Source organism: Streptomyces sp. NPDC049541 (assembly GCF_044465725.1).
Classification (GTDB): Bacteria; Actinomycetota; Actinomycetes; order Streptomycetales; family Streptomycetaceae; genus Streptomyces.
Genome location: NZ_JBITLY010000011.1, coordinates 42,828 through 67,864 on the forward strand (window position 1 = coordinate 42,828; position 25,037 = coordinate 67,864).

24 protein-coding genes and 3 pseudogenes are annotated in these 25,037 nt (G+C 68.8%); 14 read left to right on the top strand and 13 right to left on the bottom strand.

Annotation, left to right across the window (positions count from 1 at the left end):
- Positions 1-10: 10 nt before the first annotated feature.
- The gene (locus tag ACIBW9_RS33620) at positions 11-424 is read right to left on the bottom strand and encodes a group II intron reverse transcriptase/maturase (RefSeq protein ID WP_398961004.1); all 414 of its coding nucleotides are present in this window, start codon (positions 422-424) and stop codon (positions 11-13) included.
- A 95-nt stretch (positions 425-519) separates the two neighbouring features.
- Positions 520-2,931 (bottom strand): Orn/Lys/Arg decarboxylase N-terminal domain-containing protein, encoded by a 2,412-nt coding sequence (locus ACIBW9_RS33625; RefSeq protein ID WP_398960802.1) that lies wholly within the window; start codon positions 2,929-2,931, stop codon positions 520-522.
- A gap of 243 nt (positions 2,932-3,174) precedes the next feature.
- Between ACIBW9_RS33625 and ACIBW9_RS33630 the strand changes: the two genes are divergently transcribed.
- Both ACIBW9_RS33630 and ACIBW9_RS33635 read left to right on the top strand, forming a co-directional pair.
- On the top strand, positions 3,175-3,504 hold the full coding sequence (locus ACIBW9_RS33630; protein ID WP_398960803.1) for a transposase: 330 nt from the start codon (positions 3,175-3,177) through the stop codon (positions 3,502-3,504).
- A gap of 359 nt (positions 3,505-3,863) precedes the next feature.
- Positions 3,864-4,268 (top strand): hypothetical protein, encoded by a 405-nt coding sequence (locus tag ACIBW9_RS33635; RefSeq protein WP_398960804.1) that lies wholly within the window; start codon positions 3,864-3,866, stop codon positions 4,266-4,268.
- On the opposite strand, the pseudogene ACIBW9_RS33640 reads toward ACIBW9_RS33635, so the two are convergent.
- Positions 4,153-4,803 (bottom strand): annotated as a pseudogene (locus tag ACIBW9_RS33640) (ISAs1 family transposase); the annotation flags it as partial. The gene ACIBW9_RS33635 and the pseudogene ACIBW9_RS33640 overlap by 116 nt on opposite strands.
- Before the next feature lie 18 nt (positions 4,804-4,821).
- Positions 4,822-4,935 (bottom strand): annotated as a pseudogene (locus tag ACIBW9_RS33645) (hypothetical protein); the annotation flags it as partial.
- Positions 4,936-5,118: 183 nt separating this feature from the next.
- On the opposite strand from ACIBW9_RS33645, the gene ACIBW9_RS33650 reads away from it, so the two are divergent.
- The 7 genes from ACIBW9_RS33650 to ACIBW9_RS33680 all read left to right on the top strand — a co-directional run bounded on the left by ACIBW9_RS33650 (position 5,119) and on the right by ACIBW9_RS33680 (position 11,299).
- Positions 5,119-6,564: a M1 family metallopeptidase gene (locus ACIBW9_RS33650; protein WP_398960805.1), complete on the top strand. Its 1,446-nt coding sequence runs from the start codon at positions 5,119-5,121 to the stop codon at positions 6,562-6,564.
- A gap of 183 nt (positions 6,565-6,747) precedes the next feature.
- Complete coding sequence (locus ACIBW9_RS33655) at positions 6,748-7,302, top strand: transposase family protein (protein ID WP_398960806.1); 555 nt, start codon at positions 6,748-6,750, stop codon at positions 7,300-7,302.
- The gene (locus ACIBW9_RS33660) at positions 7,296-7,523 is read left to right on the top strand and encodes a hypothetical protein (RefSeq protein ID WP_398960807.1); all 228 of its coding nucleotides are present in this window, start codon (positions 7,296-7,298) and stop codon (positions 7,521-7,523) included. The genes ACIBW9_RS33655 and ACIBW9_RS33660 overlap by 7 nt, the downstream gene beginning before the upstream one ends.
- Before the next feature lie 25 nt (positions 7,524-7,548).
- Positions 7,549-8,415, top strand: a complete 867-nt coding sequence (locus ACIBW9_RS33665; protein WP_398960808.1) for a class I SAM-dependent methyltransferase — start codon at positions 7,549-7,551, stop codon at positions 8,413-8,415.
- Positions 8,416-8,720: 305 nt separating this feature from the next.
- Entirely contained in the window at positions 8,721-8,999 is a 279-nt protein-coding gene (locus ACIBW9_RS33670) for a polyprenyl synthetase (RefSeq protein WP_398960809.1), read from the top strand.
- Positions 8,992-10,044 carry a polyprenyl synthetase family protein gene (locus tag ACIBW9_RS33675; RefSeq protein ID WP_398960810.1) on the top strand — a complete coding sequence of 351 codons (1,053 nt, stop codon included), beginning with the start codon at positions 8,992-8,994 and terminating at the stop codon, positions 10,042-10,044. Before ACIBW9_RS33670 ends, ACIBW9_RS33675 begins: the two co-directional genes overlap by 8 nt.
- Positions 10,045-10,138: 94 nt before the next feature.
- A complete protein-coding gene (locus ACIBW9_RS33680) occupies positions 10,139-11,299 on the top strand; it encodes an oxygenase MpaB family protein (RefSeq protein WP_398960811.1) in 1,161 nt (386 codons plus the stop codon).
- Between the two features lie 444 nt (positions 11,300-11,743).
- Here the strand turns inward: ACIBW9_RS33680 and ACIBW9_RS33685 are convergent, their stop codons facing one another.
- The gene (locus ACIBW9_RS33685; RefSeq protein ID WP_398960812.1) at positions 11,744-12,151 is read right to left on the bottom strand and encodes a helix-turn-helix domain-containing protein; all 408 of its coding nucleotides are present in this window, start codon (positions 12,149-12,151) and stop codon (positions 11,744-11,746) included.
- A gap of 419 nt (positions 12,152-12,570) precedes the next feature.
- Here ACIBW9_RS33685 and ACIBW9_RS33690 point away from each other — a divergent pair, with 419 nt between their 5' ends.
- Positions 12,571-12,723: a hypothetical protein gene (locus ACIBW9_RS33690; protein WP_398960813.1), complete on the top strand. Its 153-nt coding sequence runs from the start codon at positions 12,571-12,573 to the stop codon at positions 12,721-12,723.
- Positions 12,724-12,753: 30 nt separating this feature from the next.
- On the opposite strand, the gene ACIBW9_RS33695 is transcribed toward ACIBW9_RS33690, so the two are convergent.
- Both ACIBW9_RS33695 and ACIBW9_RS33700 read right to left on the bottom strand, forming a co-directional pair.
- Positions 12,754-13,230, bottom strand: a complete 477-nt coding sequence (locus tag ACIBW9_RS33695) for a hypothetical protein (protein ID WP_398960814.1) — start codon at positions 13,228-13,230, stop codon at positions 12,754-12,756.
- 303 nt (positions 13,231-13,533) lie between these two features.
- Positions 13,534-14,112, bottom strand: a complete 579-nt coding sequence (locus tag ACIBW9_RS33700) for a TetR/AcrR family transcriptional regulator (protein ID WP_398960815.1) — start codon at positions 14,110-14,112, stop codon at positions 13,534-13,536.
- Positions 14,113-14,198: 86 nt separating this feature from the next.
- Between ACIBW9_RS33700 and ACIBW9_RS33705 the strand changes: the two genes are divergently transcribed.
- Positions 14,199-15,080 (top strand): SDR family oxidoreductase, encoded by an 882-nt coding sequence (locus ACIBW9_RS33705; RefSeq protein WP_398960816.1) that lies wholly within the window; start codon positions 14,199-14,201, stop codon positions 15,078-15,080.
- A gap of 280 nt (positions 15,081-15,360) precedes the next feature.
- Here ACIBW9_RS33705 and ACIBW9_RS33710 read toward each other — a convergent pair whose 3' ends face one another.
- On the bottom strand, positions 15,361-16,992 hold the full coding sequence (locus ACIBW9_RS33710) for an amidohydrolase (RefSeq protein ID WP_398960817.1): 1,632 nt from the start codon (positions 16,990-16,992) through the stop codon (positions 15,361-15,363).
- Between the two features lie 46 nt (positions 16,993-17,038).
- Entirely contained in the window at positions 17,039-18,565 is a 1,527-nt protein-coding gene (locus tag ACIBW9_RS33715; protein ID WP_398960818.1) for an APC family permease, read from the bottom strand.
- A 131-nt stretch (positions 18,566-18,696) separates the two neighbouring features.
- Here ACIBW9_RS33715 and ACIBW9_RS33720 point away from each other — a divergent pair, with 131 nt between their 5' ends.
- From ACIBW9_RS33720 to ACIBW9_RS33730, 3 genes are all read left to right on the top strand, one after another.
- Positions 18,697-19,422, top strand: coding sequence for a TetR/AcrR family transcriptional regulator (locus ACIBW9_RS33720; RefSeq protein WP_398960819.1), 726 nt, complete (start codon positions 18,697-18,699; stop codon positions 19,420-19,422).
- A gap of 344 nt (positions 19,423-19,766) precedes the next feature.
- Positions 19,767-20,993 (top strand): acyl-CoA dehydrogenase family protein, encoded by a 1,227-nt coding sequence (locus ACIBW9_RS33725; protein ID WP_398960820.1) that lies wholly within the window; start codon positions 19,767-19,769, stop codon positions 20,991-20,993.
- Positions 20,994-21,070: 77 nt separating this feature from the next.
- On the top strand, positions 21,071-21,484 hold the full coding sequence (locus ACIBW9_RS33730; RefSeq protein ID WP_398961014.1) for a hypothetical protein: 414 nt from the start codon (positions 21,071-21,073) through the stop codon (positions 21,482-21,484).
- On the opposite strand, the pseudogene ACIBW9_RS33735 reads toward ACIBW9_RS33730, so the two are convergent.
- From ACIBW9_RS33735 to ACIBW9_RS33750, 4 genes and pseudogenes are all read right to left on the bottom strand, one after another.
- Positions 21,451-21,683, bottom strand: a pseudogene (locus ACIBW9_RS33735) (alpha-L-arabinofuranosidase); the annotation flags it as partial. The gene ACIBW9_RS33730 and the pseudogene ACIBW9_RS33735 sit on opposite strands and share 34 nt — an antisense overlap.
- A gap of 47 nt (positions 21,684-21,730) precedes the next feature.
- A complete protein-coding gene (locus tag ACIBW9_RS33740; protein ID WP_398960821.1) occupies positions 21,731-22,609 on the bottom strand; it encodes a carbohydrate ABC transporter permease in 879 nt (292 codons plus the stop codon).
- Positions 22,606-23,586 (bottom strand): carbohydrate ABC transporter permease, encoded by a 981-nt coding sequence (locus tag ACIBW9_RS33745; RefSeq protein ID WP_398960822.1) that lies wholly within the window; start codon positions 23,584-23,586, stop codon positions 22,606-22,608. Before ACIBW9_RS33745 ends, ACIBW9_RS33740 begins: the two co-directional genes overlap by 4 nt.
- A gap of 100 nt (positions 23,587-23,686) precedes the next feature.
- Complete coding sequence (locus ACIBW9_RS33750; protein ID WP_398960823.1) at positions 23,687-24,994, bottom strand: ABC transporter substrate-binding protein; 1,308 nt, start codon at positions 24,992-24,994, stop codon at positions 23,687-23,689.
- Between the last annotated feature and the right edge of the window lie 43 nt (positions 24,995-25,037).

Here is a 25,037-nt window from a genome sequence, read left to right on the forward strand (position 1 = left end):
CTGTGGGGTATCAATGCGTCCTCCGTAGGCGGCCCGGCTGTGCTGGTGGCACCGACCGGGCCGTACGAAACGAGTGGTGGGAGCAAGATGTCAGGTGCATGCCCGTGTACGGAAGTACCTTTCCGTACAGGGACGTCGTGGAGGCATGGCTGAAAAGCGACGTCCAGTGTGCCGACGCGGCGGCGCGGGCGTAGGGGCCTTTGTGCTTGGCTGCCATCTTCGCCGCCGATGAACGGTGCTTGGCCGCAAGGGTTTTCAGCATGGAGGTCTCCATGACCCATTGCAGCCGGTGCAGCCGGAAGACATCTCGAGCGAGCAGGTAGTACTGAACGATGCCCCGATGGACAGCCCCGAACGTGGCAACGATCGTGTGGTCGCCGCTGTTGATCAGAGCCTTCCGCTTCGCGGGTTTCCCGCGGAACAGGTAGGGGGCTCATTTGGCCTTGATGACACTGCTTGCCGACCGTGTTGGTCGCAGTCTTCGACGGGTGGCTGTGACCAGCACTTTCCCACCAGACCCTAACTGACACGCCCGGGCGAGTGCCCTGGCATCTGCCCCGCGCCCTGGATCAGGCATTCGATCAGGTAGTCGCCCGTGTCCTCGTCGTTGGTCACGCCGTGGGTCTCGCTGCGGAAGCCGGGGAAGCGGCGGTCGAAGGACTCCAGGGCGGTGAGATAGCGCAGCAGCGGGCCATCGGGTGCGCCGATGGACTCGCCCGGCATCAGGACCGGGATGCCAGGCGGGGTGACCGTCACCATGGCGGCCGCCACCCGGCCCGCCGCCTCCGAGATCCGGACCCGCTCGGTGTCACCCCGCACCAGCCGCTGGTAACAGTGCTGAGGTGGCGCCACGGGCTGCGGGAGCTGCTGGAAGGCCGTGTCCAGAAGCTCCACCAGGCGCACCGAGCGCAGTTGCTCGTGCATCTCCTGGCACAGCCCGCGCAGAGTCAGGCCCGCGTACCGCCGGGGATGCGCGGCGACGGCCTCCGGCAGGACCCGCTCCAGTGGGGCGTCGGCGTCGTAGAGAGCCTTGAAATCCGTCAGGGCGTCCAGCAGGGTGCCCCACTTCCCCTTGGTGATGCCCATGGAGAACAGGATCAGCGTGGTGTAACTGTCGGTCTTCTCCACCACGATCTTCCGGGTGGCCAGATAGGCGGTGAGCACCCGGGCCGGGATGCCCTCCTCGGCCATCTCGCCGGTGGCGCTGATCCCCGGACAGGTCAGCGTGACCTTGACGGGGTCCAACATGCAGTAGCCCTCGGTCAGTCCGGGGAAACCGTGCCAGTCGGCGCCGGGCTCCAGCAGCCAGCAGGACTGCTCGGTGCGCAGCAGCTCCGGCGGGGCTTCCTCGAACGGCAGCCGTTCGCCGGTCGCCGGGTCGGTGACCGTGTCCGGCTGCCACACCCCGAAGAACCACGACGGCCGGTCCCCTGCGCTCTCGATCCGCCGTCGCAGGCGCACCATCTCCTGACGGAAGCGGATCGCCTCGGTCACCGCCTCGTCGATCAGCCACTCGCCCTGCGGGCCGTCCATCATCGCCGTCGCCACGTCGAGCGAGGCGATCATCGGGTAGAGGGGCGAGGTGGTGCCGTGCATCATCAGCGCCTCGTTGAACCGGTCATGCTCTACCGGTGCCCGCGGTGCGGATCGCATGTGCACCATCGCGCTCTGCGACAGCGCCGCCAGCAGCTTGTGCGTGGACTGGGTGGCGAACACGGTCGGGCGGTCCGGGCCGGGGAAGACATCCTCGTCCACCGACATGCCGTAACGGCCGGCGTAGAGCGGGTGGAAACGGGCGTACGCGAACCACGCCTCGTCGAAGTGCACCCGGGGCGTACTGGCGGCAAACGCGCGAGCGGTGGCTACGGCGTCGTAACTCAGGCCGTCGTAAGTGGAGTTGGTGAACACCGCGTACTGCGGGTGCGGGGACACCGCGCCCTCGGTGAGCGGATGCACGGCGATCCGGGCCGCCACCGCGTCCGCGGCGATCTCAGCCGGGGGCAGCGGTCCCGCCAGGCCGTAGCCGTTACGGGTGGGGACCAGGTAGACCGGCCGGGCACCCGAGACGACCAGGCCGTGCAGCACGGACTTGTGACAGTTGCGGTCCACCAGCGCGATCTCGTCGCGGATGACGCTGAAATGGCCTACCAGGCGATTACACGTCGAGTCGCCGTGCAGCACGAAGTAGGTGAATTCGGAGCCGAACACACGGGCCGCGTTGCGCTCCGCCTCGCCGATCGGGCCGGTGTGCTCGAACAGCGAGCCCAGTTCCTCGACCGAGATCGACAGGTCGCTGCGCAGCAGCCGCTCTCCGAAGTAGTCGTGGAAGGCGCGTCCCGCCGGCGACTTGAGGAAGGCGACCCCGCCGGAGTGGGCCGGGGTGTGCCAGGAGTATTCGTGGGCGTCGTCGAAGCGGCGCAGGGCCCGGAAGAACGGCGGCAGCACGGATTCCCGGTAGGCGCGGGCGGCGGTGGTGATGCGGCCCGCAATGAAGCCCGCGGTGTCCTCCAGCGGCCAGACATAGCCCACAACCGACTCGGACACCCACAGCGGCAGGTCCCCCAGGCCCTCGCCGGCCATCACCAAGAAGACCGGCAGGTCCCGGAATCGGCGGCCGATCCGGCGCAGCACAGCGCTGCCGCCCGGGGTCCCGTCGAGGGTACTGCCCGGCCGGGCGAGTGTGCCTCCCGGCGCTGCGAGCGCGGCGCCGGGCCCGTCACCGGCTGTCCCGGGAAGGTCCCAGGCCACCAGCGCCGCCGCCAGACCAGCCTCGGTGCGCAGCACTGCGTCCGCGTCCTCCGCCGTTACCGCCCACCGGACTTCGAAGCCGACCGCCTCGATCGCGTCCCGGATCTTCCGTAACTGCTGGGGCCCGGCGCCCTCTCCCCGAGGGTGTTCCGGTACCGCGACCAGGATCCTGCCGTCAGCCATACGCTCTCCCGCCCTCCACGGCGGCGCCCCGGCCGCCCCGGTCAGTGTCCTGGCGGCCCATCGGGCAGAACGGCGGCCAGAACGGCAAACCACCGCTATGGCGGAAACCGCCGTCCCGACGTTGACTTCCACAACACGCCCCAAAGGCAGTGCCGTTGTTCTTCAGGAGGGCAACTGATCTGGCTTGCAGGTGTTTTGGGGCGTTCGCAGTGACTGTGGCGACGGTGGGTCGTTGCGTGACTCGTGAGCTCTCGGCGCCCTGATCGCAGTGACGTCTCGGACGCCCGCTGGACGTTGTTCGAGCCCGTGTCCGTGGCATGGCGGGCCGCTCGCACCGGTCCGGGAACCGCGGCACGGGTGCACGATCTGCGGGAGCTCGTGAACGCCATCCTCTACGTCAACCGCACGGGCATCCCGTGGGAGTACCTGCCGCACGACTTCCCCTCCGTACCAGACCGTCTACGACTACTACTCGAAGCGGGACGTGGACGGCACTACTCAGCGGGTGCACGATCTGCTGCGCGGCAAGGCCCGCCGCGCGCGGGCAGACCTGCGGCCCGTGGGCTGCTGTGATCGATGCGCAGAGCGTGAGAACTTCAGAATGTCGCTGAGTCCAGTCAGGGCATCGACGACGGCAAGAAAGCCTCGGTGCACGACCCACCGGCGGAAGACGCCTGCTCGACGAGCTCGCCGCCTCGCACCCCAGCGTGACGAAGGTCTGAGCCGACGGCGGATACCAGAACAGTGTCTTTCGATTGAGTAGGTGATGTCCTGGTTGGTGACGTCCGTGCCGCAGACGGTGCCCTGCTGCATGAAGAACCGGGCGACGCCGTCTTGGCAGTCCAGAGGGGGCGAAGGGCCAGGGGCAGCGGGAGGGCGAGGGTGAGTAGGTCACGACAGGAAGAGGTACCGATCGACCGGTGGATCCGGCGATGAGTTTCCGTTTCGGCCTGATTCACCTCTTCGACGCCGTCCTGGACGCGGCGGGACGCGCAGGCAAACCGCTCGGCCTGGACAGCCCCGCCGTCAAGGACCAGACCGTCGGCTCCCCGGTGTTCCGGCAGCTCTACGCCAAGGGTGACACCGAACCCGGCGTGACCTACACCAACATCGTCACCAAACTCGACGAGGTCGTCACCCCGTACACGCACCAGTTCCTCACCGCCGGACCCGGCGCCACCGTCAACAACATCCTGCTCCAGAACGTGTGCCCGCTCGAACTCACCGGCCACCTGGGCAGCCCGTACGACCCGAACGTCTACCAACTGGTCCTGAACGCCCTCGACCCCGCCCACGCCACCCCCGTGCGCTGCACGCTCCTGACAGTTCCGTTGTGACCAACCCCGACCGAACCGAGAGGCGGAGTCGGTCGCAGGGTGTGGCGAAGATGACGCCCGCCTGGGCGGTCTGCGAGTGGAGGGCGTCGAAGGTGACCACCGTGCCGTGCAGGTGGAGCGGGGCAAGCAGGGGCTGGAAGACGGTGATCTCGTTGGTCGTGGCGTCCGCCTCGCGCTGGGCGGTGACCAGGCCGGTCCCCGTCATCGCGGCGAGCAGATGGACCGGGGTGCCGTCGGTGCGTCGGGCACCGCGCACGGTCTTGCCGTCCACGGCGAGGGAGGGCAGGGGCCGCCGGTCGCTGTCGTTCTCCTCCTGGCCGGCGGCGCGTTCGCGGCCGGCGAGCCAACTTCCGACGGCTGTATCCAGCGCGTCGCCATCGATGCGTGGGAGGACACGACGCACGGTGGCCTCGGCCGGGGCGACGGGGCCGCGGCCCGGCTCCCGGCATGGGCCACCGAGCCGGGCCAGGACGTTGGGCGGGGCGTCGGCGGCCCACTCCGCGATCGCGGACAGGGACTTCGCTCCGGCCAGGACCGCGCACGCGGCCTACAGAGTGCCGTAGGAGGTGGAGAACGTCTGCGCGTTGTCGCGATGCTTGGGCAGCAGGTAGCCGAGATCGGTCGCGGGGCGTTCGGGGGTGCCGGTGGTGGTGATGGCCAGGAGCACGTGGCCAGGCCTCATGGAAGGGGATGAACTGCGGATGGGTTGAACCGGGATCCTTACTGTGCGCCAACGTACAGCGAACATCCCCTGTGTCCCCTGGCATTTTCGCCGCCCGAGCGGACCGACCTCCCCTCTTCGCGCGGGCCTGTGTCGGCCGTGGGGGACCCTGTGACAAGATCCGCTGGCATGTCAACTGTCATGTCGTCTGCCATGCCTTCGTCGCCGACGGGCCCCTCAAGAACCGGTCGCCGTCTGCTGGTCGCCCTGCTCGCGCTGCTCGCGCTGCTCGCGACAGCAGGCTCCACCGTGGCCGAGGCCGGCACGCCGTCCGGCCCGGCGCCCGGCGCCGCGGTGAGAGCGGCCGAACCCGCGACGCCCGACCGCCCCAGCTACGACGTGAAGCTGCGCGCCGACGCCGACGGCTCCCACTGGGCGGGCCGGCAGACGGTGTCCTTCCGCAACGCCTCCAGCCGGCCTCTGCGTGAGGTGTACATACGCCTGTGGGGCAATGGCGAGGACGGCTGCGGGACATCCGGAAGACCGTCCGCCGTCCGCGTCTCCCACGTGCGCGGCGGCACTCCGGGCCGCCCCGGCGTGAAGTGCACGGCGCTGCGCATCGCTCTGCCGAGGCCGCTCGCACGCGGTGAGCGAACGGCCGTCTCCTTCGACGTGGCCCTCACCGTGCCCGCACGCAACAACCGCTTCGGCCGCGAAGGCGCGTTCCGCTTCCTGGGCAACGCGCTGCCGGTCCTCGCCGTGCACGACGCGAGGGGGTGGCACCTCGATCCGTATGTGTCGTACGGCGAGAGCTTCTACACCCTGGTGAGCGACTTCCGGGTGCGCCTCGACCACCCGTCCGCCCTCAAGGTCCCGGCGACCGGCAGCACATGGACCCGCCCCGGCGGTACCGGGCGTACGGTCACCCACAGCCTCGCCAAGCGGGTGCGGGACTTCGCCTGGGCGGTGGGCCCGTTCCGCACCGCGACCCAGACCTCGCCCGACGGCGTGCGCGTGAAGTCGTACTGGTCGCCGAACACGCCCGCCGCCGGTGTCCGCCTCAACCGCAAGGACGGCGTCGCCGCCGTCGACCGGTTCGGCAGGGAGTTCGGCCGCTATCCGTACGGCGAGATAGACCTCGTGATGACCCCCGGGTTCGCCGGCGGCATGGAGTACCCCGGCCTGGTCATCCTCGGCACCGACGAGGAGGGCGGCGCCACCGTCCATGAGATCGCCCACCAGTGGTGGTACGGCATCGTGGGCAACGACGAGTACAACTCACCCTGGCTGGACGAGAGTTTCGCTCAGTACGCCAACGCGCGCTACTACCGCTGGGATGGGTTCGAGTGCTCGCCGGACGACTCCTGGCCGAGCGCCACCGCCGCGCTCACCAACTCGATGACCTACTGGTCTACACACCGTGGCGAGTACTTCCAGGTCGTGTACGGGATCGGCCCCTGCGTCCTGGCCGACCTGGAGCACGTCCTCGGGGCCGGCACCATGGCGCGCCTCATCAAGAAGTATGCCCACGACCACTGGTACGGCGTCTCCACCACCGTCGACTTCAAGAAGGCCGCACAGTCGATGACGCACAGGGACCTCGGCCCCTTCTGGCAGAAGCACCGCATCCGCTGAAGTCGCACTCCGCTCGCGGGTGACGGGCGTACCCCGTCGGCGCCACGATGACGGTGACCGACGGGGTACGCGGGCAGGGCGTCGTCGTTCCGGCGGTGCATCCGGGTTGATGGGGCTTCAGGAGCTGGGGCAGGACTGCGGGGTGGTCGGCGGGGGCTGACGCGGAGGCAGGCACGACTTCCCGTGCCTGCCTGCTCATCCTCGCTCATCCCGCGCCCTCTGGGCCAACTCGCCGACACCGCGCCGACCGTCCCCGATGATCTCCCCGGCCTGCTGACCTGCCTGGCTCAGGTGCCCGATCCCTGCCGGGACCAGGGCCGACGCCACCCGCTCGCCTTCGTCCTCTCCCTGGCCGCGTGCGCGGTCCTGGCCGGAGAGAAGTCCCTGTCCGCGATCGCGGAGTGGGCCGCCGACGCCCCGCCCAACGTCCTGGCCCGGCTCGGTGGCCCATGCCGGGAGCCGGGCCGCGGCCCCGTCGCCCCGGCCGAGGCCACCGTGCGTCGTGTCCTCCCACGCATCGACGGCGACGCGCTGGATACAGCCGTCGGAAGTTGGCTCGCCGGCCGCGAACGCGCCGCCGGCCAGGAGGAGAACGACAGCGACAGTCCGGCATCCCGGTCAACGTCGGAGGCGAGTGAACCCGGCGGCTCAACCACATCGCCGCAGGTCCGATCAGCAGAGGGATTCCGCTCGCCGACCGCCGCCGTCTGGCGGCCTTCCCCGAGACCGTCGTGCTGACTGAACTCGTCCTCGATCCGCCCGCGCACAGCCTCGAACCGAAAGAGCTCTACCTGGCGACCACAGCCGAGCTGCGCCGCCGTCTCTCACGGGTCTACACCACGATCGGAACCCAAGACCCCTCTACCGGCACCTCTGCCTGCCGCCTGATCCACGTCCTGCACCAAGTGTCTAAATCCGATCAAGCCATGGAATCATCGGGCCGCCGGACAGACACGTGATCTCCGTGAAGGGTGGTGGGTGCACATGGCTGCCGACTGGGAATGGGACGACACATTGTTCTCGGGCACAGCCACCTACTACCGGCGCGGAAGGCTCCCTTACGCCCCTGGGCTGACGGACGTGCTCGCCGAGGTGCTGAAACTTGACGGGCGAGGACGCCTCATCGACGTGGGATGCGGACCGGGCGTCCTCGCCCTGAGCCTGGCGCACTTGTTCAGCGAGATTGTGGGCGTGGACCCGGACCGCGGAATGATCGCCGAAGCCACTCGCGAAGCCGCCACGCGCGGTGTGACCGGGAAAGCGCAGTGGGTCCAGGCCCGGGCCGAGGACCTGCCAGCGGGTCTTGGAAGGTTCACCGTCGCGACCTTCGCCCAGTCTTTCCACTGGATGGATCGCGACCTGGTGGCGGCAACCACCCGGAACATGCTCCAGCCAGGCGGAGCGCTGGTGCACATCTCCGACTTGAAGACGGAGTCCCGAACCGTCGAGGGGCTTCCCCATCCGGCGGTGCCTTATGCGGCGATTGATGAACTGGTCAGGCACTACCTCGGACCGGTCCGACGAGCCGGCCGGGGCGTGCTGCCGCAGGGAACACCCGGAGGTGAGGCCGCGGTACTCGCCCGGGCGGGATTCGCCGGGCCGCAGCGCCATGTCGTTCCCGGCGGACAGGCGCTGGAACGCACGGGTGACGACGTCGTCGCGGGGGTGTTCTCGATGTCGTTCTCGGCTCCGCATCTGTTCGGCACGCGCCGCGAAGAATTCGAGGCAGACCTGAGTCGGTTGCTGCGAGAGGTCTCCCCGGCGGACCGGTTCTCCGAACGCCAGCCGAGCACCGAGGTCTTCGTCTGGTGGAACGACCCCGCCGAACCGGCACCTCCGCCGGCCACGTGACCCTTCTGCGGAGGCCAACTCATTCGAGAATGACACCGCACCGAACTTTCGCACCAGCTGGCAGCCCTCCAGGTCAGGGCCTTGTCTCCTGCCAACTGGAATGCGACGGGACACCGGTCCCACGAAGAACACAGGGGAATGTGCAGGGCAAGGGGCGCGGAACTGCAACAGCAATGGTCCGTACGGCCGATCGATGTGATCACTCGATCGTGAGTTCTTCCGTGTTCGCGCCCAGGCGGACGCGATGCTCGAACGGACGGCCCGTGACCGGCGCCGCCGGGATGTGCTGGGGGTGGGGGAAGAGCATGACGCGAGAAGTGGGACGGCGCGAGGGCTTGGACGAGCAGGCTGTGCTGCTGGTGGCCGGGCTGGCCGATCTGGCGGTGAGCACGCTGGGTTCGGCCATGGGGACGGTGCGGGGGCTGCTGCGCCGCTCGGACGCTGCTGAGCTGGCGGCGCAGGCCGAGCACGACCTCGCGGCGCGGGGGCGCCTGGTGCTGGACCGGTACGCGGCCGTCCCGCCAGCCCACCTGGAGGTCCTGGCTCGGCACGCCCTGGCTCGGAAGTCCGCTGCTGATGACTGACCGGTGGGAGCAGGCCGCGTTCAAGATGCGTGTCGACGAGGTGGTGCGCCGGTTCGTCGCTCAGGAGGCCGACCTGTTCGCCTCGATCGATCCGCTCCTTGCCCCGGTGGCCGAGCAGTTGGAGGCCGCGGCCGCGGACGGCAAACGACTGCGGGCGGCGTTTTGCTACTGGGGCTGGCGCGCGGTGGGACAGCCCGACAGCGCCGCGCTGGTGCGGGCGGCGGCGTCCATGGAGCTGGTGCACGCCGCCGCAGTCGTGCACGACGACCTCATCGACGACAGCCCGCTGCGGCACGGGCGACCCACGGCTCACGTCACCCTGCGCGGCGCCGTGCGACGTCGCCCGCGCACCGATGCCGCCGCCAGGTCGCTGGCGATGCTCGTGGGTGACCTGCTGATGGCACTCGCCGGGGAGCTGTTCGCCACCAGCGGCCTGCCCGCCGCGTACCTCGCCCGCGCCCGCCCTCTGTGGGCGGTGATGGCCCGCGAGCTGATCGCGGGCGAGTGTCTGGAGATCCTCCGTAGCGGAGCCGGTCCGGACACCGAGGCGTCGCTGAAGGTGATCCGCTACAAGACCGCCAAATACACCGTCGAGCAGCCCCTGCTGATCGGTGGTGCTCTGGCCGGGGCCGGCGCGCGGCTGCGTGAGGGCTACTCCGCGTACGGGCTGCCGCTGGGCGAGGCGTTCCAGCTACGGGACGACCTGCTCGGCCTGTTCGGAGACCCGGAACGCACCGGCAAGGCCAACGCCGACGACGTACGCGGCCACCGCCCCACCGCGCTGCTGGCAGAGACCTGGCGCCTCGCCGGCGACGACGACCGCGAGAGGCTGCACGCCCTGCTGGGCCGTCGCCGCCCGGACGCGGCTGCTCTGAACGCGGTCCGTGAGGTGATGCGCCGGCTGAAGGCACCCGACCGCGTCGAGGAAATGATCAGCGCACGGGTCGAGGAGGCGCTCCGCGCGCTTCACGAGCTGGATGCCCCCACGCACGCCGGCGCTGCCCTGACCGCGCTGGCGCAGTCGGCGGCGGACCGCCTCTCTTGACCCTTTGCACCCGATGTGGCGCAACCCCACTGGCATGTCCGGCCGTTGCCCCCGGCCGCTCATGGACGATCCCGCGGAAGACAAGGAGCCCGCCATGACATGCACCGAGGCATCGTTGGACGCCCTGCGGCAGGTCGGTGACGAACTCGCCGACGCCACCGTCGCCGCACTGTTCGAACGCGGCCAGGTGGGCACGTTCAACACCCTGATGCGCTATGTCTCCACCGCCGGCGCTCCCCTTCCAGAGGGTCTGCCGGACGTGGCGCGCGAGTACCTTGAGGCCACCGGCACCCCGCCGTCCTGGGTGGACTGGTCGGAAATGGAGAAGGCCCGGCTGTTCTTCATCGACAACAACGTGCACATCTCCACCGCGCTGTCCTTCGCCTCCATGCCCGCCTGCTACGTCGTACCGCACGTGGCGAAGCTGCTGTCGGCCACCCACGGGCTCAAGTACCCCTCCAAACGCATGGCGGAGACGGGCCAGTTCACCGTCTACCTGATGCAGCCCGACGCCTTCGAAGCCGGCAGCCGCTTCATCCCCGCCGCCCAGAAGGTCCGCCTCCTGCACGCCTCCATCCGCCACCACCTGGCGCGCGAGAACCGCTGGAACGCCGACGCGCTGGGAGTACCGATCTGCCAGGAAGACATGATCGGCGGGCAGATGTTCTTCTCCCTGCTCGTGTTGGACAGCCTCCACCGCCTCCACATCCACATGTCAGAGGAAGGTGCGGAAGCCTACTACTACGCATGGCGGGTGGTCGGAGCCATGCTCGGCGTCGACCAGAGGGCCGTTCCCAAGACGCTCGACGAGGCCCGCCAGTTCCTCGACCAGTACATGATCCGGCACATGGGACCCTCCGAAGAGGGCGCGCAATTGACCCGGCAGCTCATCAACCTTTACGAGGAGATCGTTCCCGGCACCTTCTTCGACCCGATCGTCTCCGCACTCATCCGCTACCTCATCGGCGACACCTGCGCCGACTGGCTCAACGTGCCGCACACCCCGTGGGACACCGCCGTCAAGGCCGTGCCCCACCTCCTCGGCGTCCTGGAGACCATCGAGGACCACTCCCCCCTCGGAGCCTGGGTCCTGGACCGTCTCGGCCACCTCACCACCGTCTTCGAGCTGTCCTCCCTCACCCGCGGACGCGTCATGCACTACGCCATCCCCGAACAGCTCAAGAAGGACTACGGCATCACCAGCATCACGCCCCGCACCCGCCGATGGACCCCACCAGCCGCAACAGTCTCCTGACCGCCGCCTCGCTCAAACTTGGAAGTGCCCGCCAGCGACGACCGGACTGCCGCGCACTGTCAGCTTCTCGCTCAGTGGGGCGGCATCACGCCACGCACCATCGAGCAGGCCCGTAGCCGGGGACGCACCGCCCGCTTTCCAGACCGGGCGGAGCGTCTTGGGCGTCCCAATAACAGCGTCAGCTCTTGGGTACCTCCGGCCTACGAGCTGGCGCTGACACCGACCTGCGGGAAGAGCTCCTGTCTCCAGAGCGCCCAACCGAGCACGAGCGAGAAAACGATGCCGCCCAGTGGTGCCGAATGCCGGCGGCAACCCACCCATTGGATGAAGCATTGCAGGGCACACCGGACAATCTCTGACTAAATTCAGCATCTTCTGACAGGACATCAAAAAGAAGGGCCTCAAGTTCACCTCAAAGCCATTGATCAATTATCCATGAGGGAGCTACGTTCCTGGTCGACCAAGATCTACATACACATACCTGACCAGGGGCACGATCTTTGCTCGCAGCGCGAGGAACTGGGCGGTCTTCGCCTGCCGCGCCCACTGCGTCAACTGCCTGCGCTCAGCATCGTCCAGGACCAGGTCGGCCTTCGGCCGGCCGATCCAGCCGGCGTCCCCGAGCCCGGCCATCCGCTCCGCGGCGAAAGCCCGCCGCCACTTGCCCACCGTCCTGGCCTGGACACCGACGACCCGCGCCACAGCCGCGTTTGACATACCGTCAGCGCACGCCAGGATGATGCGGGCCTTCTCGGCCGAGTGCCGATGCGGCAATTCCGTCCGGCGCACCAACTCGGCACGCTCGGCCACGGACAGCGTGGTCTCCACAGCAGAAGGCCCAGGATGCGACATGTCAACAGAGCAGAACTAACCCTCAGGATTTCTGGCGCATCACACTAGCCGGGGCGGGCGGCGGCGGAAGCGTTCTTCAAGGTGTGCGCATAGTTGCGGCGTGCTGCTGCAAGGGCACCCCTCCGGTCGGTCCTCGCTTCCAGAAGCCGCCTGCTCTTGAGCCGTCCGGAGGGCCTCTCCTCGCCTCCGAGTCGACAGCGCTTCCCTTCAGAGGAGCCGCACCCAGTTCCGTTTTACCTATGCCGCGCACCGGGAGGTCGGCAGCGCGGGCGTCCCGGACTCTTACCGCTCAGGCTCCGGACGGACCAGGGACGCCTCCTCTTCCTCACTCGGCCCGGGCTGCCGTACGCCCAATGACATCTCACCGAGACCACCCTCGGGAAGGAGCGCCCCCGCAGGGGAAGCTCGGTCGGGGCACGGTGAGCGCCATCGACTCGTGGATCGGATTGCAGCAGTACGTCCTCGACATGGATCCCCGCCTGGTGGCAGGCGATCGGCGGAGCGTCGTCTCCGCCGTCATCCGTCTGCACCTGCTGCGCCGGCCTCCGGGTGACAGCGCCGCGTCGGCGTGACTGGAGTGTGGCTGCGGCGCCCGGGGACTACTACGCGCCGGTTCCCTGATCCACGAAAAGCCCGGCCCTGGTGGCCACGAGCGTGCCGTTGGCCGCGGGATCCTGTGGCGCGGCAAGGACCTTCTCACTGTTGCACAGCAGCTGGACCTTTCCCGCCGCCGCCAGGGTGACCGTCCCCGTGGCGCTCAGCGAAGCCTCGTTGTAGCCGCTGCCGCGAGGCGTGGTCATGTTGGGGCCGCCGGTGATCCTGCAATTCCCCTTGTCGGCGTAAATGAGGAAGGCGGAACCGGTCAGGGTGTACGTCCCGGCAGGGAGCGACAGAGCGACGACCTGCGTGTCCGTCGTCCCGATGGAGTGCACTGCCGTCGCCTTGTAGACATCCCCCGGAGCGGCGGACGCAGCGACCCTTTGCGAGGCATTCGCAGCAGCTCCCGCGTAAGTCGCTCCCAGGGCGGCCATGGCGACGGCTGCCATCACCATCGTTCTGACCTTCACGATTCTGCGCATGACCAACTACCCCCTGAAAATGCCAGATTGACGTCCGCTCAAAATACCGTCGTCACAGCTCCATCGGGGCGGAGTGCGGGCCGCTCCCCCGAATGGCCACCAGCCCGTGGAATCCGGTTCCCTTTCTGTTCACGGAACGTCTTCACCATGGCCACTTACCGGGTGACGCTTGCGAGGCTGAAGCAAGGGCTCCAACATACAAACCCCCTGTGCCATTGGGAGAGGTGTCGAAGCCTCAACCCATGATGGGGCTTCATGAAAATGGCTTGGCCGCAGCTCCGTGAACGGCGGTGAGGTTGCCGGTCAGCCCAGCGAGGCGCTCGCTGCACGTAGTTCGTCGAGGGCCGCCAGGGTGTACACGGCGAGCTCGTCCTTGCCGTCACGGTCACCCTCGGACCATTGGGCGTATCCCCGTTTGAAGGCGAGGACGCCCAGCTCGCCCGCCAGAGCCGCGGTGGGATCGGGTATGCCGCGGGCGACCAGAGCGGTCGTCATCGCGGCCGCGAGGCTGACGCTCTTGAGGGCGTCACGCTCTTGAAGTTCGGCGCTGGCGGCCACGGCCGCCTTGAGACGAGGCGCGAGCTCGCGGCTCACGGGGCCCATCGCGCTCGACGCGCGCTCCAGACCGGCAGCGACCGCCTCGAGCGGGCTGGCGCCGGCGGGCGCGTCGGCGATCCCCTCGGCCAGCAGTCGGCTCAGCGTCTCCTGTCCGGCGACCAGCAGCTCGCGCTTGTCGGGGAAGTGCCGGAAGAAGGTGCTCTTGGTGACTCCTGCGCGCTCGGCGATCTGCGCGACCGTCGTGGCGTCGTACCCCTGCTCGGTGAACAGGTCGACGGCAGCCACGACGAGGCGTTCACGTGCGCCTGGTTCCCATCTACCCATGGTCACCATCCTAAGTGATGGGACTCTTGTCCCATCACCGCGTAGAGTGATGGGACAAGAGTCCCATCACTTCTGGGGGGTTTCCCATGCGCGTTTTCGTCACCGGCGGCACCGGTCTGATCGGTTCCGCTGTCGTCGCCGAACTGCTCAACAACGGCCACACCGTCCTCGCACTCGCCCGTTCCGACGCATCCGCGCAGGCCATGGAGGCGGCCGGCGCCGAGCCCCTCCGGGGAGCCCTGGCCGACCTGAACACCCTTCGCGCCGGCGCCGCCCGGGCCGACGGGGTGATCCACCTCGCGTTCGACCACGCCTTCAGCAGCCCCGACACCCTCGCGAAGTCGGTCGCGGAAGAAGGTGCCGCCCTCGCGGCCCTCGGCGAGGAACTCGTCGGCAGCGACCGTCCCTTCGTCACTGTCTCGGGTACGCCCGCCGTGCCGGGCCGCGCCTCCGTCGAAAGCGACCCGGTGCCCACCGACGGGCCGGTCGGCGGTCGCGGCCGTACGGTCACGTCGGTCCTGGGCCTGTCCTCGCGCGGGGTCCGCAGTAGCGCCGTACGCCTGCCGCGCACGGTTCACAACCAGGGTTCCGGCGGATTCGCCGGCCTGCTGACCGACATCGCACGCCGGACCGGAGTGTCCGGTTACCCCGGCGACGGCGCACAGCACTGGCCGGCCGTCCACGCGTTCGACGCGGCCGTCCTCTTCCGGCTCGCCCTGGAACAGGCGGAAGCGGGTACCTCCTGGCACGCCGTGGCCGACGAGGGGGACAAGGTTCGCGATATTGCCACGGTCATCGGCCGACGGCTGGGCCTGCCGGTCGAGTCGGTACCGGTGGAGACCTTCGGTCCCCTCGGCCAGATCTTCGCCAGCGACCAGCCCTCTTCCAGCGCGTACACCCGGCAGGCGCTCAGCTGGGAGCCCAAACACCCCAGCCTTCTGGAGGACCTGGAGAACATCCAGCCCTGACCGACGCTCCGGACGTTCGGGCAGGTCCCCTGCCCGAACGATCCCTGTTCCCGCCCCTGATCCGTGAATCTCAGGGCTGGGTGAGGATGCGGGTCCGGAGGAGTTCCAATGAAGCTCGGCCGTACATCGCCCTCTTGAGCGTCTTCACCCGTTTCACGTGACTCCCAACGACGCCCGAACTCCACGGGAGGGTGAGGCCGGCGGTGACCGTCCGCAAATATTCGTATGAACGCTTATCAAGGTCCGCAGGAGGGCAGATTGTGCGCCCTTGCCTCGGACGTCAGGGTGCCGTGTAAACCGCCGAGCCCTCCACGTATGTGGCGGTGACCTTCGTCGAGGCGATCTCCTCGGGGGGCCCGGCGTAGGGGTCGCGGTCCAGGACGACCAGGTCGGCGAGGTTTCCGACGACGATGGAACCGGTGTCGTCGAGGTGGTTCACCCAGGCGGATCCCGCCGTGTAGGCGGCCAGGGCGGCGTCGAGGGCGATCCGCTGTTCCGGCAGGAACGGCTCGGCCGTCGAGTGGGGCAGGATGCGGTTGACCGCCACATGGATGCCGCTGATCGGATCTGGGCTGGTCACCGGCCAGTCGCTGCCGGCGGCCAGCCTCGCGCCCGCCGCGCGGAGCGCGGCGAAGGGATACTGCCGGCGGGCGCGCTCGGGGCCGATGACCGGAATGGTGAACTCGTCCATCTGGGGTTCGTGCGCGGCCCACAGGGGCTGGATGTTCGCGACGGCGTCCAGTGCCCTGAACCGTGGAATGTCGTCGGGGTGGACGAGCTGCAGATGGGCCAGGTGGTGCCGGTTGCCGGAAGGGCCGTTGGCGGCCCGCGCGGCCTCGACGGCGTCCAGCGCCTCGCGTACGGCGCGGTCGCCCAGCGCGTGGAAGTGCACCTGGAAGCCGAGCCGGTCCAGGGCGGTGACATGGGAGCGCAGGGCGACGGGGTCGACGAAGCTCAGTCCGGCCGTCTCTTGCCCGCAGTGGTGCGCGTAGGGGGCGAGAAGGCCGGCTGTCCGGTTCTCCACGACCCCGTCCTGCATGATCTTGACGGTGCCCGCCGTGAAACGGCCCGCGCTGCCATGCTCACGGCGATCGAGCAACTCGTCGATCTGCTCGGCGCCACGGCCGCGGTCCCACCACAGCGCACCCCGCACCCGTGCGGTGAGTACGCCGGCCGACCCGGCCTCGCGGTAGGTGCCGAGGATGTCGGGGCCGCCGAGGCCGGATCCGACCAGAGCGTCCTGCCATGCCGTGATGCCCAGGGAATGCAGCATGCGCTGCGAGCGGAGGAGGCCGTCGAGGAGTTCGCCGTCGGTGGGCGGGGGCACCAACCGGCCGACGAGGTCGGCGGCGCCCTCCTGGAGCATCCCGGTCGGTGAGCCGTCCGCCGCGCGCTCGATCCGCCCGTCGTGCGGGTCGGGGGTGGCCGCGGTGATCCCGGCCAGGGCCAGTGCGCGGGAGTTGACCCAGGCGCCGTGGTGGTCCCGGTTGGGGAGGAAGACCGGCCGGTCGGGCACGACCTTGTCCAGCAGCGCGGCGGTGGGCAGCCCGCCGGGGAACGCCTCAAGGGACCAGCCGCCGCCGGTGATCCACTCCGCGGAGGGGTGTGCCTCGGCGTAGGCGCCGATGCGTCGCAGATACTCCGGCACGTCGGTCGATCCGGTCAGGTCGCACTTGGCCAGTTCGAGACCTCCGTGCACGGCGTGGATGTGGGCGTCCTGGAATCCCGGGATCAGGGTGCCGCCGTCCAGGTCGACCATCTCGGTGCGGGCGCCTGTGAGTTCGTCGGTGTCGGCGCGCCCGAGGCCGACGATCCGGCCGTTGCGTACGGCGACCGAGTCCGTGTGCGGGAGGGCCGGGTTCATGGTGTGGACGGTCCCGTTGACGAAGACGAGGTCGGCGGAGAGGGGCATCGTGCTCCTGACGTGGAGGGGGTACGGGTGCGGGTGCGGAGGGGGATCAGCCGGCCTGGGCGGGCGCGGCCGTCGGTACCTCGGCCGGGTCGAGGCCGGCAGGGGTTTCGCCGATGGCACCGCGGAAGAAGGCGGCGCGGCGGCCCCATTTCGCCCAAGCCGAGAAGCACAGGCCCGCCACGAGGATCGCGACCGGCACCGAGGCCAGGAACCGGCCGTTGGTGGCGTCGAGGGCGAACGACGGGCTGGTGGTCCAGTTGTGGTAGGTCAGATAGCCGCCGAGGGTGAGCAGTACCACCGCGGACAGCGCCGGGATCACGACGTCCCGGAGTGCCGGGAGCACCCCCGCCCGCAGCTGGTCGGCGAAGCGGACCGCACAGGCGAGCCCGCAGAGGGCGTAGTAGAGCGAGACCAGGGTGCCGATCGAGGTGGCCGCGGCGGCCACCACCTGGTTCAGGGTGCCGATGCCGATGGCCAGGCTCGCAAGGGTGGCCGCGATGCCGGTCACCAGGAGGGTGCCGATGGCCGGAGTGGCGTACGTCGGGTGCAGCCGGGTCCAGATCCGGCCCAGCGTCTGGTCACGGCCCATGGCAAGGGCGTTGCGGGCGACCGGCAGGACGCCCGCCTGGAGTGAGGCCACCGACGAGCACAGCAGCGCGAGCAGCGGCAGCGCGGCCAGCGGTTCGGAGGCGAGCCTTTGGCCGAGGTACGGCAGCAGTTGCGGGGCGTGGGCGGCCATCTCCGGAACGCTGAACATCCGTCCGAAGCTGACCGCGGCGAGCAGGAACATGCCGAGCATCAGGAACAGCGAGGAGTATCCGGCCCGCGCGGCGTCCCGCGGGTCGCGGGTCTCCTCCGTGACCGCGAACACGCTGTCCCAGCCCCAGAAGATGTAGACCGACACGACCAGACCGGCGGCGAGCACACTCACCGAGTCGAACCCGAAGGGGTTGAACCAGCCGAGGCTGAAGGCGTGGTGACCGGCGAACAGGGCGTAGCCGCAGAAGCCGAGCAGCACGGCGTACTCGAAGACGATCAGATAGGTCTGGAACCTCGCGGCGACGTCCGCGCCCCGGATCGCCGCGTAACTGACCAGGAGCAGGACGAGTACGCCGAGCACGGTCGACAGCGAGATGGACAGCGGGTCGAGGGCGAGCCCGAACGCCGAGCGCAGATGGGCCTCGTTGGCGAACCGCAACAGCATCGATCCGCACACCTGGCTGCCGTACGCCAAGTACAGGGTGGAGCCGACGATCTGGATCCAGCCGACCTGGAAACCGAGGAAGGGGCTCAGTGCCCGGCCCACCCACACGTACCCGTTGCCGAGATTGCGCTCGACCCGGTTGAGGCGGGCGTAGGCGGAGGCGATTCCCAGGATCGGAAGGAAGGCCAGCAGGACGATCGCCGGCGTACGGCCGTCGACGATGCCTGCGATGACGCCCATGCCGATGCCGATGCTCATGGTGGGGGCGGTGTTGGACATGGCGATGACCGCCCCGTCCACCGGGCCGAGAACCTGTCGGAGTTTCGTGGTGGAGGCCGACGGCGCTGCGTCGGCGGACATCTCTGGCATGGATGCCTCCAGCTGTGATCCGCGGAGAGAGCCGCCGAGGCGGCGAGGTGCCCCAATGAAAGCGCCGCCGGATTATTGCGTCAACGCCGTTGACGCAACATTCTTGTGAACCGGCGTGATGGAATGGCCCGATGGCGAGCGAAGAGGCGGCAACATCTCCGGATCGGATCATCGGACGGCGAAAGCGCAGCACCACGACCCGTGCCGGCGTCGCGCTCTCCGCGGACGTGATCGTCGACGCCGCACTGCACCTCATCGACGCCCGGGGCCCGCAAGCGCTGACCGTGCGCAACCTCGGAGCCGAACTGAAGGCCGACCCGACGGCGATCTACCGGTACTTCCGCAACGTCGACGACCTGCTCCTCGCCGTCGCCGACCGCCTGATCGGCGACGCCCTGACCGATATCGACCCGGCCGCGGACTGGCTGACCATCCTCCACGACCTGGCGATCCGCGGCCACCGCGCCTATCTCGCCCATCCCAAGGTCGCCCTGCTCGTGGCCACCCGCACCACCGGCCGCGCCCGCGAGCTGAAGATGGTCGACACGATCCTGGCCGCCCTGGAGTCGGCGGGGTTCACCGTCGCCGACGCCGTCCGCCACTACAGGGTCTACGCCGACTTCGTGCTCGCCTTCTCCGCGTTCGACGCGGCGTCAGCGGCCCTGAGCCCGCAGACGCAGGAACTTGACCGGTCGGCGTGGGCGCAGACGTACGCCCGCGTCGACGCCGGCACCTATCCCGCCATCGCCAAGGCGGGTCCCGATCTGGTGGCCCAGGCCGACCTGAACACCTTCGAAGGCGCGCTCGACCTGCTGCTCACCTCGATCGCCGCGCAGGCGCCGTCCGCGAGGAACTGACCGAGGCGGCGGGTTCGCGGGCGCCCTCCCGCGGTCGACGGTTGCCTGTCCAACGGCAGCATCTCGGAGGGAAGATCCTCGTCGAGTCGACGATGCCGCCCGGTTCCCCCTGCTCGGCGAGGAACTGTCTCACCTGCCGACACAACCCACGGCGAAAAATGAGGGTTTCACCCCGGTTTATTCACATCACTTTTGAGACAGGGGCGATCTCACAGACTCCACCAGGCACACCCCACCGTGGGCACATTCCCTATAATTCCTATCGGATTACTAGGAATAGCTGCCGGTCCTCCCGGCGGAGGAATACACCACGCCAACCGACAATCCTGAGGAGACCACCCACCATGGGCGTTGCCACCATGCCGTCCCAACCCGCCCCGGCGTCCGACCAGATGGGGCCCGGCCGCGCCCACTGGCTGCATGTGGCCCGTGAGACGGCGGACGACCTCGCCACCGACGCGGCGGCCAGGGACCATGCGGGCAAGGCCCCCTTCGGCGAGGTCTCCGGACTCCGTGAATCCGGACTGCTGACCCTGCTCATACCGGCCGAACTCGGCGGAGGCGGCGCGGACTGGCCCACCGCGTACGCAGTCGTCCGGGAGATCGCATCCACCGACGCCGCGATCGCCCAACTGCTGGGCACGCACTACTTCCTGTCATGGAGTGCCCGGTCCTTCACCGAACCTGACCTCGCCACTCGGATCGAACGGCTGTCGGCGACGGAGCAGTGGTGCTGGGGAGGAGGTCTCGCCGCTCAAGGTCTCCCGCTTGTCCTGACCAGGAAAGGCAGAGGCTATGTACTCGATGGCCGACAGAGCTACGCCACCGGGGTTCTGGTCGCCGACCGCCTCGTGGTGCGGGCCGAGCGGGCCGGCAATCGCGAACCAGTCGCCGTCGTCGTCACTCCCGCCCATGCCGGCGTGAGAATCGACGCCGCGGAAGGCTTCGGACAGCGGCTGGCGGCCGGAGGGGACGTGGAATTCGACGCCGTGCCCGTCACCGTCCACGACGTGCTCGGCTCCCTTGCCGCCGACGACGACGTACTTTCACCGTCGGCCGCTCTGGCCTCACCGATCGGGCGTCTCCTCTCCGTCCAACTCCTTCTCGGCCTCGCCGAAGGCGCACTCGCCGAAGCGCGCGAGTACAGCAGAGCGGGCCGGTCGACCTGGCACCCGGCCTGGCCGGACGGCTCTCCCCAGGATCCGCACGTACTGACCACCTACGGGGAACTCACGATCCTCACCCGCTCCGCCGCCGCACTCACCGATCAGGCACTGGCAGCCGTCCACGGAGGACTGGCACGCGGCCAAGACCTCACCTACGAGCAGTACGCCGACATCTCGGTTCAGGTCACGATGGCCGAGGCCGCCGCTTCCAAGGCCGCGCAGGAATCCACCAGCCGCGTCCTGGACGTCGTCGGCTCCCGCTCCGCATCCGCGCGGCTGGGCCTCGACCGCTTCTGGCGCAACGCCCGGGCCCACACCTTGCACAGGCCCGTCGCCCACCAGTTCCGCGACGCCGGGGACTATTTCCTCAACGGCACCCACCCCCCGTTCGTACTGCCGGCCTGACCGGCAACCAGCAACACCGGATCGAGCGCACACACGAGTTGCGTTACTGGCGGCGGCCACGAGCCGAGGTCGCCCAGATGACCGTGCCGATCCCGCTGGGCCGCCTGGCTCGCCCTCAGGAGATCGCCGACGCAGTCGAGTTCCTCGCCGGCGAGCGGGCGTCGTTCGTCAAAACCAACCCTGCCCGAATCACCGGAGGCCGTACTGCCCGCGGTAGCAACTGCGCACGCTTGATCCGGTACGTGGGGCGCAGTACTCAGCCCAGCGCAGTTGCGGTCCACGACACCGGCGGCAACTCGATGCTGAGCAGCCCGTCGGACAGGATCGCGCTCGGGTTCGCGTGCGGGGTCACGCGGTTCCGCTCGGTGAGTGTGTTCTTCGCATACGCATCCTTGTCAGCGAGTGTGACCGCCCTCCAGGATCCGCGAGGAGCCAAGGCTGCGCACATCGAGCGTGACCTGAGTGGCCTGACGAAGTTGCCGCCCGGGTAGCGGACGGTCTGGTGCCCAGCTCCCTGACCAGTTCGACGACGTCCATACGGAATCCGTCGCCGTTCGCGCTCGGGTGTTCCGGCTCGTAGAGCCCTGTGTACACGCAGCGGCCGAGGTGTTCGACGAACGAGCCGAAGGTGCGGCGTCGGACGGGAGCGATGACGGCCTGCTTGTCGAGAATGACGTGGGCGCGGGGCAATGCAGTGGTCCTTTGCGGTTCAGGATGGGCGTGCGGCGGCGAACGCGTTACTTGACGGAGCCTGCGGTCAGGCCCTTGCGCCAGAACCGCTGGAGACTGACGAAGGCGACGAGCAGCGGGATCAGTGACAGGAACGCACCGGTGATCGGCAGCAGCAGCGGGACTCCGTTGGCGAACTCCGAGCGCCACTGCACCAGGCCCACCGTGACGGGCTGCAGTGAGGGGGTGTTGAGCATGAGCGAGGGCAGCAGGTAGTTGTTCCAGATGGCGACGAACTGGAACAGGAAGACGGTCACCAGCGCCGGGGACATCAGCGGCAGGGCGATCCGGAAGAAGGTGCGCTGTTCGCCTGCTCCGTCGATCCGTGCGGCCTCCAGGAGTTCGTCCGGGACGGACGACGCGGCGAAGATCCGGCACAGGTAGACGCCGAACGGGCTGACACAGCTGGGCAGCAGCACCGACCAGTAGGAGTCGGTGATGTCCAGCTTGGCCATGAGCAGGAACAACGGCAGGGCGAACATCGGCGCCGGGATGAGCACCGAGGCGAGGATGACGTTGAACACGCTGTCACGTCCGCGGAAGGTGAACTTGGACAGCGCGTAGCCGGCCATTGCCGACAGCAGGGTGCCGACGGTGGCGCCGACGAGGCTGTACAGCGCGCTGTTGGCGAGCCAGGTGGAGAAGATGCCGTCCTGGAAGCTGAACACGTTTTTGATGTTGGTGACCAGGTCGAAGTGGGAGAACCACAGTGGCGTACCGGTGTACATGTAGCCCGAGGCCTTGGTCGAGGAGACGAACAGCCACCACAACGGGATCAGCGTGTACAGGGCCATCAGGCCGAGCACGCCGTTGACGACGCCCTTGCTCGCGATCTCGGGACCGCGGCGGGCCGGTCGGGTCGGCCGGACGGCCGGGATCACGCTCATGCCATCGCTCCCTTGCGCTGGTTGTACGTGAGGAATCCGAACGAGAGCACGAGGGTGATCAGCGCGAGCACGACGGACTCGGCGGCGGCCAGGTTCTGGCCGCCCACGTCGATGCCCAGGGTCGTGTTCATGATCGGGGAGAACTTCGGGTCGACGCCCGGGATGCGAGCGCTGACCAGCACCGCCGGCTCGGTGTACAGCTGCGCTGTCCCGATGATGGAGAAGACCGTGGTCAGCACCAGCGCGGGGCGCACCAGCGGGATCTTCACCGCCCACGCCAGGCGCCATCCGGTGCAGCCGTCGAGCGCGGCGGCCTCCGTCACCTCGGCGGGGATCGTCTGCAGCGCGGAGTAGATGATCAGCATGTTGTAGCCGGTCCAGCCCCACGTGAGCATGTTCCCGATCGAGACCGGAACCCACGACGGCGACAGGAAGTTGGTATCGATCCCGATGTGGGACAGCGGCCCGGTGAACGGCGAGAGGTCTTTCACCAGCAGGAAGGACCACATCACCGCGGCGATCGCACCCGGCAGCGCGTAGGGCAGGAAGAACGTGAGCCGGTAGGTTTTCCGCAGCCGGGCCGAGCGGGAGTCCAGCAGGAGTGCGAGCAGGAGAGCCAGGCCGAGCATGAACGGGACCTGGACGCAGCCCAGCAGCACGACCCGAACGATCGACGCCATGAAGTCGTGGTCGCTGAAGGCGTCGGCGTAGTTGGACAGTCCCGCGAACTCCGTGGTCCGCGCACCGCCGAACAGCCCCGCGCGATGGACGGTGAAGAAGCTCTGGTAGATCGCGTAACAGATCGGCGCGACCATCATGGACAGGAAGAGCACCGCGAACGGCGCCAGGAAACCCGACGCGGTCAAAGCGCTGCGGCGGCCGGTGCGCCGCGGCCGCCCTGAGGGGGAGACGCGGCGGGTGGCCGCGGGCGCCGGTCGCGGCGGTGACGCGGTCCGGGTGCTGCTGGGACTGCTCATGGAAACCTCGCTGGGCGGTTCGTCGTCAGAGGGCAGGTCCCCGCAGCGCCGGACACGGGCGGCCGCGGGAATCCTTCGGGGCGGCTGGAGTTCAACCGCCTCAGCCGTTGGTCACCGACAGTCCGAGCTTCTTGATCGCGGCGACCGTCGAGGCCTGGACCTTGGTGACCGCGTCCGGCAGGGTGCCCTGACCGATGGCACCGGTGAAGTCCGTCTCGACCTGCTGGAAGGTCGGGCCGTTGGTCCAGGTGCTGGGCACCTGCGCGGCGGAGGCCTTGTACACGTCACCGACCTTCTGGCCGCCGAAGTACGGGTCACCCCCCGTGAGTGACGGGTCTTCCTGTCCGGCCTTCGACGCCGGGTACAGCCCGCCTTCGATGCCCGTCTTCACGGCCTGCGGGTCACTGGACAGGAAATCGGCGAACTGCACTGCTTCCTTGGGCGTCTTGCACCCGGTCATCACCGAGGTGGCCGAGCCGCCGCTGCTGGTGCTCTTGCCGTCGCCGGCCTCCCAGGTCGGCATCGGGGCGACCCGCCACTTGCCGGCCAGGTCCTTCAGGTCCGACTTCAGACCGCCGGCGGCCCAGGCCGCGCCGACGAACGTCAGCACCTTGCCGGCTTCGGAGGCCTTGTCGAACTGCGGGTCCCAGGCGCTGCCGGTCTTCGCCACCAGGCCCTGGTCCTTCAGGCCCTGCCAGTAGGAGGCGACCTTGCGGGTGCCGGGGTTGTCGATGCTGACGGTCCAGCTGTCTCCCTTGGTCGAGTACCAGGACTGACCGGTCTGCAAGGTGAAGGACGCCAAACTGCCGGCGTCGCCGAGTACGGTGCCGAACTTCACACTGGGGTCGGCGGCGGTGACCCTCTCGGCGTCGGCCTTGTACTCGGCCCAGGTGGCCGGCGGCTTGCTGATGCCGTACTTGGCGAACAGGTCCTTGCGGTAGAAGAGGACCATCGGGCCGACGTCCACCGGGACGCCGTAGATCTTGCCGCCGACGCTGGAGGCGGAGACCGCCGACGGGACGTACTTGTCCATGCTGTCGCTCGCGTACTGCGTGATGTCCATGACCGAGTTCTTCACGAGCATCGACGGGATGTTCTGGTACTCGATCTGGGCGAGACACGGGCCCTTGCCGGCGGTGATCGCGTTGCTGATCTGGGTGTAGCCGCCCTTGGGACCCGACGGGATCTTCTTGAAGGTGATCTTGGTGTTCGGGTGGGAGGCGTTCCACTGGTCGACGATCTTCTCGTAGCCGGCCCAGCCCCAGAATTCCATGTTCACCGGTCCGGCCTGGCCCGATTCCCCGGCGGAGTCGTTCTTGTCGCTGCTGCACGCGCCGACGCCGAACGCGATGACCGTCGCGGTGGCGAGTGCCAGGAGTCCGCGGGTGCGTAGGGTGGTTCTGTCCATGTGAGAGAAACCCTTCGTGATGGGGACTGACTTGCTGGGCTGT

What these genes read in the sequence shown, in the direction of transcription:
- ACIBW9_RS33650 (WP_398960805.1), top strand. Translation starts at nt 5,119, where the DNA reads ATGTCAACTGTCATGTCGTCTGCCATGCCTTCGTCGCCGACGGGCCCC.
- ACIBW9_RS33700 (WP_398960815.1), bottom strand. Translation starts at nt 14,112, where the DNA reads ATGGGTAGATGGGAACCAGGCGCACGTGAACGCCTCGTCGTGGCTGCC.
- ACIBW9_RS33635 (WP_398960804.1), top strand. Translation starts at nt 3,864, where the DNA reads ATGAGTTTCCGTTTCGGCCTGATTCACCTCTTCGACGCCGTCCTGGAC.
- ACIBW9_RS33740 (WP_398960821.1), bottom strand. Translation starts at nt 22,609, where the DNA reads ATGAGCGTGATCCCGGCCGTCCGGCCGACCCGACCGGCCCGCCGCGGT.
- ACIBW9_RS33705 (WP_398960816.1), top strand. Translation starts at nt 14,199, where the DNA reads ATGCGCGTTTTCGTCACCGGCGGCACCGGTCTGATCGGTTCCGCTGTC.
- ACIBW9_RS33680 (WP_398960811.1), top strand. Translation starts at nt 10,139, where the DNA reads ATGACATGCACCGAGGCATCGTTGGACGCCCTGCGGCAGGTCGGTGAC.
- ACIBW9_RS33625 (WP_398960802.1), bottom strand. Translation starts at nt 2,931, where the DNA reads ATGGCTGACGGCAGGATCCTGGTCGCGGTACCGGAACACCCTCGGGGA.
- ACIBW9_RS33665 (WP_398960808.1), top strand. Translation starts at nt 7,549, where the DNA reads ATGGCTGCCGACTGGGAATGGGACGACACATTGTTCTCGGGCACAGCC.
- ACIBW9_RS33720 (WP_398960819.1), top strand. Translation starts at nt 18,697, where the DNA reads ATGGCGAGCGAAGAGGCGGCAACATCTCCGGATCGGATCATCGGACGG.
- ACIBW9_RS33675 (WP_398960810.1), top strand. Translation starts at nt 8,992, where the DNA reads ATGACTGACCGGTGGGAGCAGGCCGCGTTCAAGATGCGTGTCGACGAG.
- ACIBW9_RS33670 (WP_398960809.1), top strand. Translation starts at nt 8,721, where the DNA reads ATGACGCGAGAAGTGGGACGGCGCGAGGGCTTGGACGAGCAGGCTGTG.
- ACIBW9_RS33710 (WP_398960817.1), bottom strand. Translation starts at nt 16,992, where the DNA reads ATGCCCCTCTCCGCCGACCTCGTCTTCGTCAACGGGACCGTCCACACC.
- ACIBW9_RS33715 (WP_398960818.1), bottom strand. Translation starts at nt 18,565, where the DNA reads ATGCCAGAGATGTCCGCCGACGCAGCGCCGTCGGCCTCCACCACGAAA.
- ACIBW9_RS33745 (WP_398960822.1), bottom strand. Translation starts at nt 23,586, where the DNA reads ATGAGCAGTCCCAGCAGCACCCGGACCGCGTCACCGCCGCGACCGGCG.
- ACIBW9_RS33750 (WP_398960823.1), bottom strand. Translation starts at nt 24,994, where the DNA reads ATGGACAGAACCACCCTACGCACCCGCGGACTCCTGGCACTCGCCACC.
- ACIBW9_RS33730 (WP_398961014.1), top strand. Translation starts at nt 21,071, where the DNA reads ATGACCGTGCCGATCCCGCTGGGCCGCCTGGCTCGCCCTCAGGAGATC.
- ACIBW9_RS33725 (WP_398960820.1), top strand. Translation starts at nt 19,767, where the DNA reads ATGGGCGTTGCCACCATGCCGTCCCAACCCGCCCCGGCGTCCGACCAG.
- ACIBW9_RS33695 (WP_398960814.1), bottom strand. Translation starts at nt 13,230, where the DNA reads ATGCGCAGAATCGTGAAGGTCAGAACGATGGTGATGGCAGCCGTCGCC.
- ACIBW9_RS33685 (WP_398960812.1), bottom strand. Translation starts at nt 12,151, where the DNA reads ATGTCGCATCCTGGGCCTTCTGCTGTGGAGACCACGCTGTCCGTGGCC.